This is a genomic window from Candidatus Chryseobacterium colombiense, from assembly GCA_029203185.1.
Taxonomy (GTDB): domain Bacteria; phylum Bacteroidota; class Bacteroidia; order Flavobacteriales; family Weeksellaceae; genus Chryseobacterium; species Chryseobacterium colombiense.
Window position 1 is genome coordinate 1,099,121 of the sequence record CP119310.1, and the last position, 17,892, is coordinate 1,117,012.

The window sequence follows — 17,892 nt, forward strand, 5'->3', positions numbered from 1 at the left end:
TCACTGACATATCACTATTGTAATAGTAGATCAGGTACAAACAATATATAATGATTACAGTTTGAAATATTTGAATAAAAATATTCGGTTTTATCTTCTGTTTTAATATCCAGAAAGAGATCAAAAAATCAATAGTCAGAATTATTCCTAAAATGATAGGTAATATCGCAATTTCTGATAAAGATGATTCTCCAAATATTAATTCTTTAAGTAGTAACAAAAAGAAACCAACAGATAGAATTATTGATAACCAGGAAATAATTTTATAACTATTTCTCATTGATGATTATTTTGATGGAAATTTATCTTCAATTAATTTCAAATTGATTCCATGTTCAAGATAAGCTTTACAGCCATCCAAAACCGTTGTAAAACCTCCTGTATTATCATTAATGATTTTCAGCAAATCTTCTCCTTCCTGAGAAAATCCGTAGCTTTTAATAATCACAAGAGTCCCTTTTTCCATTTCTTCGAATATGTAATCTACATTCGTTGAAGGTTTTCCCCAGACGGTTTTTATTATCCGATTTTCAATAATCTGAATTACTTCAACATCTGTTTTCACTCCATACATTTCCCATTCCCAAGTCGTTGTTTTTCCTTCTTCTAATTTTCCGGTTGATTTTGTAAACCAAAAATGAGTGGTCACTTCCGGATTAATAAATGCATTAAAAACATCTTGAACCGGCTTTCTGATCAGCATCTGAGCTTCAACGTAGACATTTGAATTCACAATTTTATATTTTAATGGAAAAAATTAAGTCCAAAAGCGGTAAGAACTGCCATTACAAAAGTCATAATTCCAACCTGCTTTAAAAACGGATCAAGTTCTTTAGGATTTTTTACCGCCATGATCTGTCTTCTTAGTTTCATTAACGGAAGCATAAGAATCATCACAATAAAAACGTAATAGTTTTGCGTCTGGAAGAATCCGTTTACTGCTAAAAACATCAACATTAAAATTAATGGAAGCTGCAGAAGAATCATTTCGTAGATCATTGCATTTTTAAATCCGATTCTCAGTGCAAAACTGTTTTTTCCTGACAGTTTATCACTTTCGATATCTCTCATGTTATTCAGATTTAAAACAGCCATACTCATCATTCCAATGGCTGTTCCCGGCAATAACATATCCCAACTGAACGATTTTGTAAATAAGAAGTAACTTCCGCATACAGAAACCAATCCGAAAAAGATAAACACGAAAATATCTCCCAATCCCATATATCCGTAAGGTTTTTTCCCTACCGTATAACCAATCGCCGCTAAAATAGAAGCAACTCCCAATCCGATGAAAATATAAAATTCTTTCATATAATTCGGAATGAACGCAACATATAAAAGGGCAACTGTTGCTACAAAAGATAAAACAGAGAAAAGAATCACTGCATTTTTCATTTGCTTCGCGGTAATTTTCCCTGAAGCCACCGCTCTTGTTTCTGCTTCTGAAGCTCGTTTTGCATCTGTTCCTTTTACTCCGTCTCCATAATCATTAGCGTAATTCGAAAGAACCTGATATAACAAAGTCACAACCAATGCTAATGCAAAGATTCTCCAGTCCCATGTTCCGCCTTCACCGTAAAGTCTCCATTTAGCAATGAAAGCTCCCATTATAATTCCGCTCAGTGAAAGCGGCAATGTACGTAGCCTTGCGGCTTTTATCCAATCAGTCATATATTATAATTGATAAACGATAATTGATAAATAATATTCGATGTTATCATTTATCAATTACCAATTATTTTTTTTAAGATATCCATTTATCTTTTCCGAAATTCGGCTTTCTTTTTTCTAAGAATGCATTTCTTCCTTCCTGAGCTTCTTCTGTCATATAAGCCAAACGAGTTGCTTCGCCTGCGAAAACCTGCTGTCCAACCATACCGTCATCTGTAAGGTTCATCGCAAATTTCAGCATTCTGATTGATGTCGGAGATTTTGCCAGAATTTCCTGAGCCCATTCGTAAGCTGTATCTTCTAATTCGTCATGAGGAATTACAGCATTTACCATTCCCATTTCGAAAGCTTCCTGAGCGGAGTAGTTTCTTCCTAAAAAGAAAATTTCACGAGCTTTTTTCTGTCCTACCATTTTTGCTAAATAGGCAGAACCGTACCCTCCGTCAAAACTTGTAACATCTGCATCGGTTTGTTTGAAAATAGCGTGCTCTTTACTGGCCAATGTCAGATCACAAACCACATGAAGAGAATGTCCTCCTCCAACAGCCCATCCCGGAACAACTGCAATAACAGCTTTTGGCATGAAACGAATTAAACGCTGAACTTCCAAAATATTCAACCGATGTCTTCCGTCTTCTCCCACATATCCTTGATGTCCCCTTGCTTTTTGATCTCCACCACTGCAGAAAGCCCAACCTCCGTCTTTTGGACTTGGTCCTTCACCAGAAAGCAATACAACACCTATCGACGAATCTTCTGATGCATCATAAAAAGCATCATATAATTCTGAAGTAGTTTTAGGTCTGAAAGCGTTTCGAACTTCCGGTCTGTTAAAAGCAACTCGCGCTACACCATTACATTTTTTGTAAGTAATATCATCGTATTCTTTGACGGTTTTCCACTCGATCATTTTTGTAAAAATTTTTCTCAAAGATACGGAATTGCAGAGAATTTTAACATTGATTTTTGATGAGAATAAAGGGAAAAGTTAACCGAATTTTCTTAAAAATCATTATATCTAATATTTGACTAAAAAATAAAAAACCGAAACTAAAATGTTTCGGTTTGTATCTCGTTCTGATATTTATAGAAATTATTTAGCAGCTTGTTTTGCTTGAATTTCAGCTTCTTTAGCTTTCATTTCATTGTACTTTGCTAGATTTTTAGTAATACCATATATATCTTTCAAAGTAGAAACAGCATCTAAATTTCCAGGTTGAGCTTTATACCAGCTTTCAGCGTGAGGTAAAGCCTGATCAAATCTAGCTCTTCTGGCCTCTATTAATTTAGTAGCATCATCCGGCTTAGTTTTTCTCAGACCATTAATTTCTTTTACTGCAGCATCATCATCTCCAATCGTTGTATATACTAAGTTTTGGTATGCATTACCAAGCAATTTAGGATCATTGGCAGCAAGTGCAATTGCTTTTTTAAATGATTCAAAAGAATCATTTTTAGTAGCTGGATTTTTAGATTGTAAAACTCCTAAATTATACCAATTGGTCGCATCATTAGGATTTTTAACTAACTGCTCTTTTAGGTTCTGCATAAATTTATCTGTATTTCCAGATGCATATAATGCAGTTCCCTGATATTCTTTTAACTTAGCATTATTAGGATATTTTGCCAATCCTTTTTCGATGATAGCCAGAGCTTCATCATTTTTCTTGGCATTTAATAGTAATGTTGACAAAGTTTCGTACAAATCCGGCTCTACACTTTTAGTCTGTTCAGTTTTAAAATCAGAATAATCCGGATTTTTTTTCATTAACTCAAAAGTATTTTTATCCAAAGGAACGGTTTGTCCTGTTTTCTTATCTTTTGCCGAATAAGTTGTTTGAACACCTGTATATCCTGAGTTGATTAAGTCAGTATAAATTTTTATAGCAGGATCTATACTATTAGCTAATGCATAACTTAGACCAGCATAATACATATAGGTTTTATCATCCTGTCCGCTACTTTTTAACAGCTCATATACTTCAATAAACTTAGGAGCCGCAACAGCATAATTCTTTGTATTATAAGCATCCATCGCCGTTTTGTTAGCGGCTTGCAACTTAGCATTTACATCCTCTTTCTGTCCGAAAGCAAAAGCAGATGCAACAATAGCCATACCTAAAATTAGTTTCTTCATAATAACTATTTTATATTAATTGTACAATTTATTCTTCTGAATCAGAATTCTCAGTTTCCTCTGCAGCGTTTTCATTTTCTACCTGAGGTATTTCTGTATTGTTTTCCTGGTTATCAGCTACAATTTCTGCTCCTTCTTCATTTTCTTCATCTTCTTCTGCTACATCTTTATCCATTTCTACTTTTGCAATTGCTGCAATTTCGTCATTTTTCTTAAGGTTAATCATTCTTACCCCCTGCGTATTTCTACCCATCACTCTCATTTCATCCATATTCATTCTGATCGCAACACCGGATTTATTGATAATCATCAATCCATCTTCATCTGTTACATTCTGGATAGCAATCAGATTTCCTGTTTTTTCGGTAATGTTTAGAGTAATCACTCCTTTTCCTCCTCTGTTGGTGATTCTGTAGTCCTCAACAGCTGTTCTCTTTCCGTATCCTTTTTCAGATACCACAAGAACCGTTTCTTTCTCCACATCATTCACAACAATCATACCAATAGCCTCGTCATTATCCTCCATAGCAATACCACGAACCCCAATAGAACCTCTACCTACTTCTCTTACCTTCTCTTCCGGGAAACGGATACATTTACCATTTTTGGTAGCAATCATGATCTGGGAATTTCCGTTTGTTAAATAAGCGCCTAACAACTGATCATTGTCTCTAATTTCAATCGCATTTACCCCGTTTACTCTCGGTCTTGAGTACGCTTCCAATGATGTCTTCTTAATAGTACCATTTTTAGTAACCATCACAACACTCATCTGATTTACGTATTCAGAGTCTTTTAAGTTATTTGTTCTGATATATGCTTTGATCTTATCATCCGGTTCAATGTTAATAAGGTTTTGTACTGCTCTTCCTTTAGCCGTTTTAGAACCTTCAGGAATTTCGAATACTCTTAACCAGTAACATCTACCTTTTTCTGTAAAGAACAACATATATTGGTGGTTTGTTGCAGAAACAATGTATTCTAAGAAGTCAGAATCTCTTGTTGTTGCCGCTTTGTTTCCTACGCCACCTCTACTTTGAATTTTATATTCCGAAAGAGAAGTTCTCTTAATATAGCCTGCGTGAGAAATAGTAAGAACTACAGATTCGTTCGGAATAATGTCTTCAATAGACATTTCACCTCCTGAATAATCGATTTCAGTTCTTCTTTCGTCGCCGTATTTTTCTTTAACTTCAATCAATTCATCCTTAATGATCTGGAATCTTCTAGGCTCATTAGCTAAAATATCTTCCAGGTCTGCAATTTCTTTCATGATTGCATCATACTCATCACGGATTTTATCGAGCTCCATTCCTGTCAAACGTGCAAGACGTAAATCTAGGATTGCCTGAGCCTGAATTTCAGAAAGTTCGAATGCTTCAATCAATCCTTCTTTTGCAGCCTGTGGGTTTGCAGAGTGACGGATAATTGAGATTGCTCTATCTAAAGAATCCTGCGTTCCGATCACTTTCATGAAACCTTCTAAGATATGTGCTCTTTCTTTTGCTTTTTTAAGCTCAAATTGAGTTCTTCTTACAATAACTTCATGTCTGTGCTCTACGAAGTGATGAATGATGTCTTTTAGGTTTAATTGTTCCGGTCTACCATGAACCAGAGCAATATTATTAACACTGAAAGATGTCTGAAGTGAAGTATATTTATATAATAAATTTAAAACAACATTAGGAATTGCATCATTTTTCAATTCATAAACGATACGAAGACCTCTTCTGTCCGACTCATCTCTGATTTCATAAATTCCTGGAATTTTTTCATCTTTAACAAGTTCGGCAGTTCTTGCAATCATTTCAGCCTTGTTTACCTGATAAGGAATTTCGTTGACGATAATCGCATTTCTGTTTCCGATTTCTTCGAAAGCAACTTTAGCTCTAAGAACCACTCTTCCTCTACCTGTATGGAAAGCATCTCTTACCCCATCATATCCATAAATAATCCCGCCAGTCGGGAAATCCGGAGCGATGATGTGCTGCATTAATTCATCAATTGTAATTTCTCTGTTATCAATATAAGCACAGATTGCATTTACGGCCTCAGTTAAATTATGAGGAGCCATATTTGTCGCCATCCCTACTGCAATACCGGAAGTTCCGTTTACCAAAAGGTTTGGAATTTTTGAAGGCATTACTGTCGGCTCTTGCAAACTGTCGTCGAAGTTATTCTGAAAATCAACTGTTTCTTTGTCTAAGTCAGAAAGAACCTCATCAGAGATTTTTTTCAACCTTGCTTCAGTATAACGCATTGCTGCAGGTGGGTCACCATCCATAGAACCAAAGTTACCCTGACCATCTACCTGAGGATAACGCAAACTCCAGTCCTGAGCCATTCTCACCATTGCATCATATACAGAGGAGTCTCCATGCGGGTGATATTTACCCAAAACATCCCCAACAATTCTCGCAGATTTTAAATATTTTCTATTAGAAAAAACCCCTAATCCATACATACCGTAAAGTACTCTTCTATGAACAGGTTTCAAACCGTCTCTTACGTCTGGTAACGCTCTTGAAACGATAACCGACATCGAATAATCGATATAAGACGACTTCATTTCATCAACAATGTTGATAGGAATCAATCTTTCTCCTTCTTTTTGCATAAACAAATTTTATTATAATGATAGTCAGACGCTTAGCTGTATGTCTGAAAATTATTCTTTTTGAATTTTTATTAACGGGCTAATTTACGAAAAATTTGCCGATTTTTGCAGTAAAATTTATCCACAAGAATCTTAAAAATTCATAAAAATATGAGCGTATTAAGTATAACTTTCCACTGCACGAAAACTCATCTTGAAGAGTGGGAAAATTATATTGACGAAACACTGGTTTTAATGACAGAAAATTTAATGGATGTCAACAAATATATTCTTTCCGAAGTACACAGTGAGTACATTGAAGAAGGGAAAAATTACAATCTCCTTTTGCTTTTCGACAATGATGGACTGAGAGATGATTTCGTAAAAAGTGAACTGGAAAATATTGCTGAAAGAATTGAAAAAAAGTTCGGACAGGAAGTAATGATCTTTAATACTTTTCTCAATCCTAAAAAATCAAGATTTTAATTTAACCAATAAAACAAAAGCACTGAAAATTTTCAGTGCTTTTTATTTCAATTACCATCTATGATTATGGTGATGTCCAAAACCCCTGTGATACCCATAATGATGTCCACCATAATATCCTCCGTGACCATAAATATATACTCTATCACCATATCTAGGTCCGTACACTCTATATCCAGCCGGAGCTCTTCCTACATAGTCCTCTCGAACCATACATGAGGTAAGGGTAAAAAATAACACCGATACACTCATGATTTTGATTAAATTTTTCATTTTGTTGCTCTTCTCAACTTTCTAACAGAAAGATCAATAGGAATGCCCAAACAGTCATTAAGTTATTAAAATAAAATTAAAAAATAAAGCATACGATACTTGTTAGTTTAATAATAAGCAAATCATACACCTAAGAATGAGCGATCTCGAATTAAGTTCATAAAAAAATGACTGTTAGCAACAGTCATTTATATTTTTATAATTTCACTATAATTACAGGTCTAGAAACACGATGCGGTCTGTGAGAGTAATATCTTGGTCTTACAGGTTCGTAGTAATACCTTTTATAGTGATGTCTCGGTGGACGATGATAAACTACGGGTCTATAATAAGGTCTAGGCGGACCATAATAATAATGTTTTGAATGCTTTGGTCCGTGACCATGACCGTGCCCATCTCCATGTCCATGACCTCTCTGCATTGGTGAAGCCTGATAGAAAGCAAAGGAAAAGATGATTAAGAAAAATCCTAATACTTTAGTTAAAAAATTCATAGCAAGTTATTTTCAAATTTACATTACGAAACTTACAAGACTAATGCCAATAGTGCATTATTATTGAATTATATGAAAATTTTAAGAAAATTTATTACTTTTTTTGTTAAAAAACATTTTCGCTTCTTCTTTCAAGCATAACAACATCCTTCCATACTCCGTTTAATTTGCCTATTTTTTTTCTAACCCCTACAATTCGGAAACCATTTTTTTGATGTGCTTTTAAAGCCCCTTCATTTTCGGGAAAGATATTCGTCTGTAAGGTCCAGAAACCATGCTCTTCGCTATCTAAAATCATCTTTTTAAGCAAAACAGAGCCTAATCCTTTCCCTTGATAATTATTCTCAAAGTAAATGCTTACTTCCGCCACTCCTTTAAAACTCTCTCTTTTACTCACAGGTTTCAAGGCACACCATCCCACAACATCACTGCTTTCATTTTCAAGAACCCAACGGCAGTCGTTAAAATACTCCATATTCCAAGCTTCAGTGGTTGGAACTGTAGTTTCAAAAGTAGCCATCCCTCCTTCAACACCCTGTTTAAATATTTCTAACACTCTTGCTTCATCCGCCGGAAGCATTTCTCTTAATTCATAATTCATTTTGCTTAATGGTATTTTCTTTTATTTTTCCTCTTAATTCTGGAATATCGTGTTTGCTTATTATTATCATCTTCTGAGATCACACTTATATTTCCATCCACTTCAAGAATAGAAAGTTTTACCTTCTCTATTCCGTCTACACCGTGTTCTCTGATGGATTCCTCCAGTTCATCCCTCGTAATCTTTACTTTATCCAAGGCTTCCTGAATGACCACTCCGTCCTTTATTAAAATGACAGGATCTTCCTCCATAAAAGTTTTAAATGACGGACTTCTGAACATTAATCTCTTTAAAATAAAATTAGCGGCAAAAAGCACCAAAGCAGCAACCAAACCGCCTTGTAAGGAAGTATCCGGACCTACCATTGCATTCTGAACCGCATTCGAAATCAGCAAGAGTAAGACAACATCTCCTGCATTAAGCTGTGAAAGCTGATTTTTACCAAATAAACGAATAGCAACCACCATGAAGAGGTAAACACAAAGCGAACGGATAACGACATCTAAAATGGGATTCACAATAGTTTTTTATACTATCAAATGTATTGATTTTTTGCTTTGACTGACAAAAATAAAATTCTAAATAATAGAGTCGTGTTTTTTAATATTGTAATGATAGCAATAAAAAAACCGCTTTATAAAAAGCGGTTTAAATTCTTAAGGACATTGCCCGATCGGAACTGTACTACAAACTGTTTTATTCAATCTTTCGCAATAAACGCAGTATTGTTTAGGTTCTCCTCCGTACACTGACTTTAATTCTGTTTTTGTTAGTTTTTTAAAATTTTTCATATTGTTTTAATTTGGTAAGTTAAATATAACAAGAAAATCATTATCTCTCATTACATATTAACTTCAAAAATTTGTAAGATTTTCATAAAAAGAAAAAGCCACACAGACTTTGTATGGCTTTGTATAAAGGTTTCATAAAATATTATCTGTTGTTGATTTCCACTGTTACAGGCATTACATAAGTATAAGCCACCATATTTTCATTTATTTTTTTACGGTCTACTCTATAATCCAGTTCGCTTAAAACAGTTTCAATTTCCTTGCTTACACTTTTGCAGTCGCCGTTGGAATGTACATTCACAATTTTTCCGTTTTTGGAAATATCAAACTTCACGACTGAATTTACAGTTCCTTGCTTATAATCTGTATTTGTAAGGTCAAAATTTTCCATCAACCGGCTTCTAATGTCATTAAAGGTGGCTTCGTTTTTATTTAGCTGCACTTCTTCAATAACATTAGAAGTTTGTGCTTTAGCTGTATTTAGAACACCAATAAATCCGAAAACTAAAAATGAAGCAACTATTATTTGAATTTTATCTTTCATAACTATTTGGTTTTAAATGTTATATTAATTTTGTTTATATCTCTTAACCAAAGTTATTAAAAATAATTCATATTAATTTTACATTTAGTTAACATTCAGTTAACATTAAAATTCAACTAATTGATTATCAATAATATTAAATTTTTAAATAATTGAAAATTTAATATTGGGAATTTAAAAATGGTTTAAATTATCCAAATATTTCTCATATCACAAGGCTTAAGCTTTGGAATTATACTATTTGATAAACATTATTCTTTTGAAAATTTATAAATTGTTAAGTACCAAAAAGTGAGTATAAATAAAATACTGATAACCAAATTTTCAAATTGAAAGTACTCGAAAATATTCGTTAAAATTAATCTATTAACACAATAGCAAAGAAAAACCTGCAGTGAAACCAATATAATCAGAAGCCATATTTTTTTAAACCTGAATTTGAGATATTTATAGATATAAGAACTTATTACGGAAAAAAACATGAAGTAGATAATCCACCAAAATGAAATTCTGAAAATACCGAAACCAAAAGTACTGTCAGCTTTCATTTCTGTATATGTAAAATCCTCATATCGGGAACCTGAATAAAAAGGAAAAATAAATTCTTTTGCAACCAGAGTTATATTTAATAACAAAAGAAGAATAAAATTAAAAATAATTAGTTTTTTCATGGTATAAAGAGTTTTTTATAAAAATAAAAAAAGGAATCTGCATTTACAAATTCCTCTATATAATTAATCAAGCTATATTTTTACTCAAACTCTCTCTTCAAAAACTTCCCGGTCAAGCTCTTCTTAGACTTCACTATTTCTTCAGGGGTTCCCTGTGCAACAATCTGTCCACCGTGTTTTCCTCCTTCCGGACCAACATCGATGATATGATCGGCAAGTTTAATGACATCCATATTATGTTCGATAATAATGAAAGAGTTTCCTAATTCTACCAGCTGATTAATAGCATCCATAAGGATTTTTACATCTTCAAAGTGAAGTCCGGTTGTCGGCTCATCAAGAATGTATAATGTATTTCCTGTTTGTCTTTTTGCTAATTCTGTTGCCAGCTTAATACGTTGCGCTTCTCCTCCGGAAAGTGTGGTCGATTGCTGTCCTAAAGTAATATAACCTAAACCTACATCCTGCAATGTTTTTACTTTCGTAAAGATCTTAGGAATCGGCTGGAAAAATTCCACTGCTTCGTCAATTGTCATATCCAGTACATCAGAAATCGATTTTCCTTTGTAACGAACTTCCAATGTTTCCCTGTTAAACCGTTTTCCGTTACAGGTTTCACAATGAACGTATACATCTGGTAAAAAATTCATTTCGATCACTTTTAAACCGCCTCCCTGACAAGTTTCACATCTTCCGCCTTTCACATTGAAAGAGAATCTTCCAGGCTTATAACCACGGATTTTGGATTCAGGCAATTCTGCAAAAAGATTTCTGATATCGGTAAACATTCCGGTGTATGTTGCAGGATTCGAACGTGGCGTTCTTCCAATCGGAGTCTGATCTACATCGACGATTTTATCGATGTTTTCAAGACCTTCAATCTTTTTATATGGCAAAGGCTCCTGAACGGCTCTGTAAAAATGTTTGTTTAGAATCGGGTATAAAGTTCCGTTAATCAAAGAGGATTTTCCACTACCAGAGATTCCTGAAACCACTACCAGTTTTCCCAAAGGAATATCAAGGGTTACATTCTTAAGGTTGTTTCCTGTAGCTCCTTTTAATACTATATTTTTACCATTTCCTTTACGTCTTTCCGCAGGAATTTCAATCTTTCTTTTTCCATTGATATATTGCGCCGTAATAGTATCAGCTTTCAATAAATCTTTTGGTTTTCCCTGCCAAAGAATCTCTCCACCAAATTTTCCGGCTCTCGGACCGATATCTAGCACCTCATCAGCTTCAAGAATCATGTCCTTGTCGTGTTCTACAACTAAAACAGAATTTCCAATATCACGAAGGTTTTTTAAGGAGTTGATCAATCTTTCGTTATCTCTCTGGTGCAGTCCGATACTCGGTTCATCCAAAATATACAAAACATTCACCAACTGGGAACCAATCTGCGTGGCCAGACGAATTCTTTGAGATTCCCCACCGGAAAGCGTTTTTGAACTTCTGCTCAGACTTAAATAATCCAAACCAACATCCAATAAAAACTGAAGCCTGGTTTCAATTTCCTTTAAAATTTCGTGAGCAATGATTTTATTTTTTTCTGAAAATTTATCTTTAATATCCGCTAACCAATCTTTCAGATCAATTAAACTTAATGCATTGACCTCAGCAATATTTTTTCCGTCAATTTTAAAGCTTAGACTTCCAGGCTGAAGACGCGTTCCTTTACATTCAGGACAGGTTTCTTCCGTGGTGAAATGTCTTTCCAGTAAGATTGCTTCGTAAGATTCTCTTTCTTCAATAATCTCCTCTATAAACGGAATTAGCCCATCAAAACTGATCTTGATCTTTTTGGTAATTCCTGCGTATTTTAAATCTTTATTAAATTCCTTATGACAGCCGTTATAGATATAATCCAACGCTTCTTCGGGAATATCCTGAAAAGGAGTTGTTAATCCTAATCCGAAAATTTCAAGAATATTTTTAATCTGAGCGAGAATCCATTTGTTAGATTTAATATCTTCCAAAGGTAACAAACCTCCCTGATTGATTGATAATTTTGGATTTTCAACAAAGTAATCAGTGTTGATCTTTTTGATTGTTCCCAGTCCTTTACAGCTTGGGCAGCTTCCTTTCGGAGAATTAAAGGAAAAGGTATTGGGTTCCGGTAAAGCCAGTGAATGACCGGTTTCAGCATCCATCAGGTTTTTAGAGAAATATTCAATTTCCGTACTTCCCAGTTTTTGAATTCCGATCAGTCCTTCTCCCATTTCCATTGCTGTCCGCAACGATTTTTCCATTCTGTTTTCTGAAGCTGACTCGCCAATAATCCAACGGTCGATAACGATGTCAATATCGTGGGTTTTGTAACGGTCAAGTTTCAGATCATATTCGATATCCTGCAGTTCACCATCAATTCTCGCCTGTCCGTAACCTTTTTTAGCCATTTGCACGAAAAGTTCGTGATAATGTCCTTTTCTGGAACGTACTACAGGTGCCATCAACATGATTTTTTCGCCTTTGTAATTTTCTTTGATCGTTTCAAGGATCTGGTCTTCGGTATAGCTTACTAGCTTCTTTCCTGTTGTCTGAGAATAGGCATCAGAAACCCTTGCATATAAAAGACGGAGAAAATCGTACAGTTCTGTAACAGTTCCTACAGTTGAACGAGGGTTTTTATTGGTTGTTTTCTGCTCAATGGCAATTACAGGGGATAATCCTTCTATTTTGTCAACATCGGGACGTTCCAATCCTCCTAAAAACTGTCTTGCATACGCAGAAAAAGTTTCTATATAACGACGCTGACCTTCCGCAAAAATAGTATCAAAAGCCAATGAAGATTTTCCACTTCCCGAAAGCCCTGTAATTACGACCAATTCATTACGTGGAATTTTTACATTGATGTTTTTAAGGTTATGCTCGCGCGCACCGTAAACTTCTATATATTCTGTTGATTTACTCATAATTTGGTGTGACTTTACCTGAAAATCACGATGTGCAAAATTAAGGAATTTTTAGGAATTTTTTATGTTAAAGAATGTTAGGAATTTATGGATTTATTAAGTTGGGATTTGTTTTAAAAATTAGTTTAAAGCTTTCCGGACGTTAGATCCTTCGACTACGCTCAGGATGACAGCTCTATACTAACTGTTTTTGAGCGTAAATATGCAACGTATTTTCCATTGTCATTGTGAGCGTAGTCGAAGGATCTCCAATATGACAGTAAAATGTTCTTTAATTATAAAACTCTCCCCCTTTTTCTTTAAATTTACAATAAATACAAACTCTTCATGAACAGACTGCGAGAACATATCGAGGAAATCATTTCCCTCAGCGACGAAGAATTTGATCATATAAAAACATTTTTTACTTTAAAAAATGTTCGTAAAAATCAGTTCTTGGTACATGAAGGTGATGAAGTGAAATTCGAATTTCTTACACTTGACGGAATCTATAAAGTTTTTTACATTGATGAAGACGGTAAAGAACATATTCTTCAGTTTGCAAAAAAAAATTGGTGGATGACAGATTATATAGGATTTTTTAAACAAAAAAATGCAACTATGTTTGTAGAATGCCTGCAAGACGGCGCTGTTGCCTGTCTTACATTAGAAGGAAGGGAAAAACTTGCTTCAGAATTTCATAAGATGGAATATTTTTTCAGAACTAAATTAACAAATGGCTATATCGCCCTGCAACAAAGAATTATGCTATTATTATCAAGCACACCTCAGCAACGGTATGAAGAATTTTCAAAATTGTATCCCGATCTTATTTCTCAGATTCCGAAAAAATATGTGGCGGAATATCTGGGTGTAAGCAGGGAAACGCTGAGCCGACTGTATTCTAACAATAAATAAACTGTAAGTGTGATCCGGATCACACTTTTTTTGTGACTTCGCTCCTTTGATCTGGGAATCAAATCGACCTACATTTGCTATAGAAATTTAAGTGATTTCAAACAATCAAGTAAAATAGTAATTAACTAAAAAATTGTAAAGTCATGAAACCAAAAGTATTAATCATTGTATCCAATGCCAACACCATCGGACCGAACAAAAGAAGAACCGGAACTTTTCTATCAGAAGTTGCACATCCTTACGCAGAATTCGAAAAAGCTGATTATCAAATTGATTTTGCAAGCTTAACGGGCGAATCTCCGTTTTTAGATGCTTTAAATTTGGCCGACGATCCTGATAATTTAAAATTCCTGACAGGAAAAGGCTGGGAAAAAATGCATAATGCAGGAAAACTTTCAGACGTGAATACAGATGAATATGATGCTGTTTTTGTTCCCGGAGGCTTAGCTCCAATGGTCGATATGCCCGAGGCTGCCGAACTTAAAAAAGTGATTGCCGGTTTTTATGAAAGCAATCGTATTGTCGGTGCAGTTTGTCATGGTCCTGTATCTTTGTTAAACGTAACATTAAGCGACGGTACTTTCTTAGTAAATGGCAAAAATATTGCGTCTTTCACTACTGAGGAAGAGGACAATTACGCGAGACCGGACGTTCCTTTCGATCTTCAGACTGCTTTAACGGAGCAAGGTACGATTTTCCATGCTGCAGAACCTTGGTCTGCCAACAGTATTGCAGACGGAAATATTGTAACCGGACAAAATCCTGCCTCTGCGAAAGGCGTTGGTGAAAAAATGGTAGCTTTAATTAATGCAAAAAATGCATAATTATTACCTTATAAATTAAAAATTATGAGTCAAAAAGCAGTTTATGTTTGTGCCAAATGGAAGGTAAAAGAGGGAAAACTGGAGGCTGTTCTGCATCTGATGAAAGAAGTAGCGGAAAAAAGCACTCAGGAAGAAGGAAATATTCTTTATAAGCTCCATCAAAGTAAATCCGATGAAAATACTCTGATCATTTTTGAAGGATATAAAAACGATGATGCCGTGGAATTTCATCGTAATTCTGAACATTATAAAAATATCGTGGCTGAGCAGATTATTCCGTTATTAGAAAATAGAGAGGTGACTCTTATGGATCTGTTATTTTAAATATTGTGTTTTTAACAGGCTTCGGGAAAACCTTTGGTTTTCCCGAAGCCTGTTAGTTTTATGTCAGATAATTCCTTTGAATGCGTATGTTGAGATCCTCTAGCTTCGCTCAGGATGACATCGCTAATACTATTTTTTACAAACAAAAATTTAATTTTAACTGTAAATTTCATAACTAAATAAACAGGCTAGTATTAGAGCTGTCTGTCCGAGTTTGTCGAAGCCTTTTAACTATAATTTCAATCAACGAAAAAATTCATTAGTTTAGTTTATATCTCTACTGTGATTTAATAATCTCCAAAATCAGAATCTTCGTTGCTTACTTTGACTAAGTATTCTATTCCGTCGATAGCTTTTGAAATAATACGGTTTCTAAGCATACTAGCCATATTTTCCCAATAGACTCTTCCATAGAAAGAATAATTTTGAGGAATAATCTCCACTTCTACCGTACGTACAAAGCCTTCTTTAGGTTTATTACTGATCATAGTCCCTCTGGTTACTCTTACTTCTTTCAGTTCATCCTTCAGTACCATTCTGCAGTAGTTTTTTACATCTTCCAAAGAAATGATCTTATCCCGGGTCGTCAAAGCATATTTATAGGCCTGAATGCTATCCGTTCCTTTTTGCTCCTCTGCTCCTCCGATCGTTTCGGTAAGAAGTACCAGCATTTGAGATTTCAGCTGATTGGATAATTCTGTTCCCGGGCGCATATGATTGGCTAATGTAGAGTGAGTCACCCAAAACGACGCATAGGTATGATCTGTTTTATCAACAGGTTCCATGATCACATAATTCAGCTCCTGTTTAATACTTCTTTTAGCATTATTGACTTTTTGAATCATAGATTTCATCTTATCCGACATTTCACTCAGAATACCTTTTACATTATCCCTGTTCAACAGTGAAAATGCTGCGATTTCATCTCTGGTGAGCTCCAGTACACTTGCAATCATATCGACTGCATTTCTGTTGGAAAAGCGCTCCATACCACCTTTACGAACAGTATACAATCCTTTTTTCAGATCATCGTTTGGCGTAAACGGAATTTCGGTATACCTTCTTCCGTCACCGTCCTGAACTTCGTCCACATACAGGAAATGCTCTCCGTCATCCGTAACTAAAGGAATATTATTTCCCATGATATCAAGACTGTATTCCGTTTTCTTCCAACCTCTGTTGTAAATAGGGAACGCATTCAGCACAAATGAAAAATTATCCAGGATCTCAGCGGAAAACTGAGGCGGAAACTCAAAAGTAAGCCATAAGAATTTTTTTCCGTCTATATACTTGTTGATTTCTTCTTTATAATCCAGGAAGCTCAAATTTTCAGGAAGCTTTCCTGCTTCAGTAAATAGGCTTTCCGAAATTCCTTTTATTTCTATAAACTTATGATGATAAACACTTTTAACATCTTCTATCAATTTATTCTGGATTGACTGCTCTTTAAAAATTTGTTCATAACCATCAGTCTGATTATTTTTTAAATAAGTAAGACCTTCCCTTACAAACAGCGGATTTCCATTACTGGTAACTGTGATGTAAGGTAAAAGCTTATAGACAAAATCCATGTGTTCAAACGCCGGATTTGAGCAATAAATACTTAGATTTTTAGGAAATTTTTCACTGCTGTATTTTGATACATTAATTCCAATGGTAACTTTTCTGTAATCTTCAGGTCTTCCCTGAAATCTGGCAATGGGGATTTTATTCAGCCTGTCATCTATGCCGTAACATGTATTCCCGACAAACATTATAGACGTTTGGACTTTATTGATCCTTACATTTCCTACCGGAGTAAAAGGAATATTAATTTGCTTATCAGACTCTGATTTCACTGTAGAAATCATTTGTTTTCTGAAGAAAAACTCCGTATGCTCCAGTAAAACCTCCGAAGATTCCGTCGGGTTGGTAAATGCAACCGCATGGGCAGGAACTGGATGGGTATAAATAGACGGAGTGAGAAGCTTAGCCAGCTTTTCTAAAATTCGGGCATTTACCGTCTGTATTTCATTGTTTGCTTTGAAAACTTCTGTACTGAATGCATCGATCAACAGTTTTACAAAAGGATCTAAAGACTGTGGACTTTTCAATCCCCAAACTTTAGTTGCATTCTGAAGCATTCTCGCTTTTACTGATTCTTTGGAATATATATTCTGATCTAAATTCATAATTTGTGATTACCTTTTAAAAAATTTAATCGATAGACATCGGGCTCAAAAACAATTCTGTAGAAAAGCTGAACCGCTCTCCCGTCATCTCCATTTTTGCATTGATGGCTATCTTTACTTTTTTCTTAACTTCTGTGTGCTCTTTTGTATCGTAAGTATGCTCTACAAACTGAATATGGGCTTCAATTTGAGGCTGTACAATCCGGGGTTCGTATTCCTGTATCTGTCTTTTCAGACTCTTAATGAAAACGTTTTCCCATACAGCACTGGTAACTCCATTATCGAATTCCAGGTTCCAAACATCGTTTCCGTAATTTTCATCATATCTGTTTTCGCCTTTTTTAGTAGTGATCAGCAACATAATGTTGTGGGCAATACTCTCACCCATATCGCAGGTGTCAATACTCCCCCCTTCAGTCATTAATGTTGACGGAACAAAAGGCATTCTGTAATTTGGTGTGTCCATGATTCAACTTCTGTGATTTACTTCATAATTCT

The 17,892-nt window shown here is 34.9% G+C and carries 18 protein-coding genes; 4 read left to right on the forward strand and 14 right to left on the reverse strand.

The genetic code is table 11. From position 1 onward, the window contains the following. Window positions 1-286: 286 nt before the first annotated feature. The 5 genes from P0Y62_04800 to gyrA form a co-directional block, all read right to left on the reverse strand. Window positions 287-733, reverse strand: a complete 447-nt coding sequence (locus tag P0Y62_04800) for an SRPBCC family protein (protein WEK70873.1) — start codon at window positions 731-733, stop codon at window positions 287-289. Window positions 734-744: 11 nt separating this feature from the next. Next, the gene (gene menA, locus P0Y62_04805; GenBank protein ID WEK70874.1) at window positions 745-1,674 is read right to left on the reverse strand and encodes a 1,4-dihydroxy-2-naphthoate octaprenyltransferase; all 930 of its coding nucleotides are present in this window, start codon (window positions 1,672-1,674) and stop codon (window positions 745-747) included. A gap of 73 nt (window positions 1,675-1,747) precedes the next feature. After that, window positions 1,748-2,584, reverse strand: coding sequence for a 1,4-dihydroxy-2-naphthoyl-CoA synthase (locus P0Y62_04810; GenBank protein WEK70875.1), 837 nt, complete (start codon window positions 2,582-2,584; stop codon window positions 1,748-1,750). 183 nt (window positions 2,585-2,767) lie between these two features. Then, window positions 2,768-3,811: a hypothetical protein gene (locus P0Y62_04815; GenBank protein ID WEK70876.1), complete on the reverse strand. Its 1,044-nt coding sequence runs from the start codon at window positions 3,809-3,811 to the stop codon at window positions 2,768-2,770. A gap of 28 nt (window positions 3,812-3,839) precedes the next feature. After that, entirely contained in the window at window positions 3,840-6,428 is a 2,589-nt protein-coding gene (gene gyrA / locus P0Y62_04820) for a DNA gyrase subunit A (protein WEK70877.1), read from the reverse strand. A gap of 150 nt (window positions 6,429-6,578) precedes the next feature. On the opposite strand from gyrA, the gene P0Y62_04825 reads away from it, so the two are divergent. Further along, window positions 6,579-6,893 carry a DUF4286 family protein gene (locus tag P0Y62_04825; GenBank protein ID WEK70878.1) on the forward strand — a complete coding sequence of 105 codons (315 nt, stop codon included), beginning with the start codon at window positions 6,579-6,581 and terminating at the stop codon, window positions 6,891-6,893. A 51-nt stretch (window positions 6,894-6,944) separates the two neighbouring features. Here the strand turns inward: P0Y62_04825 and P0Y62_04830 are convergent, their stop codons facing one another. The 7 genes from P0Y62_04830 to uvrA form a co-directional block, all read right to left on the reverse strand. Continuing rightward, window positions 6,945-7,166 carry a hypothetical protein gene (locus P0Y62_04830; GenBank protein WEK70879.1) on the reverse strand — a complete coding sequence of 74 codons (222 nt, stop codon included), beginning with the start codon at window positions 7,164-7,166 and terminating at the stop codon, window positions 6,945-6,947. 196 nt (window positions 7,167-7,362) lie between these two features. Beyond that, window positions 7,363-7,659: a hypothetical protein gene (locus tag P0Y62_04835; GenBank protein ID WEK70880.1), complete on the reverse strand. Its 297-nt coding sequence runs from the start codon at window positions 7,657-7,659 to the stop codon at window positions 7,363-7,365. A 106-nt stretch (window positions 7,660-7,765) separates the two neighbouring features. Next, a complete protein-coding gene (locus tag P0Y62_04840; protein ID WEK70881.1) occupies window positions 7,766-8,260 on the reverse strand; it encodes a GNAT family N-acetyltransferase in 495 nt (164 codons plus the stop codon). Window positions 8,261-8,265: 5 nt separating this feature from the next. Further along, a complete protein-coding gene (locus P0Y62_04845) occupies window positions 8,266-8,778 on the reverse strand; it encodes a DUF421 domain-containing protein (GenBank protein ID WEK70882.1) in 513 nt (170 codons plus the stop codon). A gap of 138 nt (window positions 8,779-8,916) precedes the next feature. Beyond that, a complete protein-coding gene (locus tag P0Y62_04850; GenBank protein WEK70883.1) occupies window positions 8,917-9,051 on the reverse strand; it encodes a bacteriocin in 135 nt (44 codons plus the stop codon). Window positions 9,052-9,193: 142 nt separating this feature from the next. Then, window positions 9,194-9,595, reverse strand: coding sequence for a hypothetical protein (locus P0Y62_04855; protein ID WEK70884.1), 402 nt, complete (start codon window positions 9,593-9,595; stop codon window positions 9,194-9,196). A 751-nt stretch (window positions 9,596-10,346) separates the two neighbouring features. Beyond that, the gene (gene uvrA, locus P0Y62_04860) at window positions 10,347-13,178 is read right to left on the reverse strand and encodes an excinuclease ABC subunit UvrA (protein WEK70885.1); all 2,832 of its coding nucleotides are present in this window, start codon (window positions 13,176-13,178) and stop codon (window positions 10,347-10,349) included. 327 nt (window positions 13,179-13,505) lie between these two features. Between uvrA and P0Y62_04865 the strand changes: the two genes are divergently transcribed. From P0Y62_04865 to P0Y62_04875, 3 genes are all read left to right on the forward strand, one after another. Then, complete coding sequence (locus tag P0Y62_04865) at window positions 13,506-14,075, forward strand: Crp/Fnr family transcriptional regulator (GenBank protein ID WEK70886.1); 570 nt, start codon at window positions 13,506-13,508, stop codon at window positions 14,073-14,075. Window positions 14,076-14,218: 143 nt separating this feature from the next. Beyond that, entirely contained in the window at window positions 14,219-14,899 is a 681-nt protein-coding gene (locus P0Y62_04870; GenBank protein ID WEK70887.1) for a type 1 glutamine amidotransferase domain-containing protein, read from the forward strand. Between the two features lie 24 nt (window positions 14,900-14,923). After that, entirely contained in the window at window positions 14,924-15,223 is a 300-nt protein-coding gene (locus P0Y62_04875; protein WEK70888.1) for a putative quinol monooxygenase, read from the forward strand. A gap of 287 nt (window positions 15,224-15,510) precedes the next feature. Here P0Y62_04875 and P0Y62_04880 read toward each other — a convergent pair whose 3' ends face one another. Both P0Y62_04880 and P0Y62_04885 read right to left on the reverse strand, forming a co-directional pair. Continuing rightward, on the reverse strand, window positions 15,511-17,394 hold the full coding sequence (locus P0Y62_04880) for a type VI secretion system baseplate subunit TssF (GenBank protein WEK70889.1): 1,884 nt from the start codon (window positions 17,392-17,394) through the stop codon (window positions 15,511-15,513). 25 nt (window positions 17,395-17,419) lie between these two features. Next, window positions 17,420-17,860, reverse strand: a complete 441-nt coding sequence (locus P0Y62_04885) for a GPW/gp25 family protein (GenBank protein ID WEK70890.1) — start codon at window positions 17,858-17,860, stop codon at window positions 17,420-17,422. Window positions 17,861-17,892 lie beyond the last annotated feature (32 nt).

Bases quoted from the DNA above. Each gene is read 5' to 3' on its own strand.
- menA (WEK70874.1), bottom strand. From the start codon at position 1,674: ATGACTGATTGGATAAAAGCCGCAAGGCTACGTACATTGCCGCTTTCA.
- P0Y62_04810 (WEK70875.1), bottom strand. From the start codon at position 2,584: ATGATCGAGTGGAAAACCGTCAAAGAATACGATGATATTACTTACAAA.
- P0Y62_04815 (WEK70876.1), bottom strand. From the start codon at position 3,811: ATGAAGAAACTAATTTTAGGTATGGCTATTGTTGCATCTGCTTTTGCT.
- gyrA (WEK70877.1), bottom strand. From the start codon at position 6,428: ATGCAAAAAGAAGGAGAAAGATTGATTCCTATCAACATTGTTGATGAA.
- P0Y62_04825 (WEK70878.1), top strand. From the start codon at position 6,579: ATGAGCGTATTAAGTATAACTTTCCACTGCACGAAAACTCATCTTGAA.
- P0Y62_04830 (WEK70879.1), bottom strand. From the start codon at position 7,166: ATGAAAAATTTAATCAAAATCATGAGTGTATCGGTGTTATTTTTTACC.
- P0Y62_04835 (WEK70880.1), bottom strand. From the start codon at position 7,659: ATGAATTTTTTAACTAAAGTATTAGGATTTTTCTTAATCATCTTTTCC.
- P0Y62_04840 (WEK70881.1), bottom strand. From the start codon at position 8,260: ATGAATTATGAATTAAGAGAAATGCTTCCGGCGGATGAAGCAAGAGTG.
- P0Y62_04850 (WEK70883.1), bottom strand. From the start codon at position 9,051: ATGAAAAATTTTAAAAAACTAACAAAAACAGAATTAAAGTCAGTGTAC.
- P0Y62_04855 (WEK70884.1), bottom strand. From the start codon at position 9,595: ATGAAAGATAAAATTCAAATAATAGTTGCTTCATTTTTAGTTTTCGGA.
- uvrA (WEK70885.1), bottom strand. From the start codon at position 13,178: ATGAGTAAATCAACAGAATATATAGAAGTTTACGGTGCGCGCGAGCAT.
- P0Y62_04865 (WEK70886.1), top strand. From the start codon at position 13,506: ATGAACAGACTGCGAGAACATATCGAGGAAATCATTTCCCTCAGCGAC.
- P0Y62_04870 (WEK70887.1), top strand. From the start codon at position 14,219: ATGAAACCAAAAGTATTAATCATTGTATCCAATGCCAACACCATCGGA.
- P0Y62_04875 (WEK70888.1), top strand. From the start codon at position 14,924: ATGAGTCAAAAAGCAGTTTATGTTTGTGCCAAATGGAAGGTAAAAGAG.
- P0Y62_04880 (WEK70889.1), bottom strand. From the start codon at position 17,394: ATGAATTTAGATCAGAATATATATTCCAAAGAATCAGTAAAAGCGAGA.
- P0Y62_04885 (WEK70890.1), bottom strand. From the start codon at position 17,860: ATGGACACACCAAATTACAGAATGCCTTTTGTTCCGTCAACATTAATG.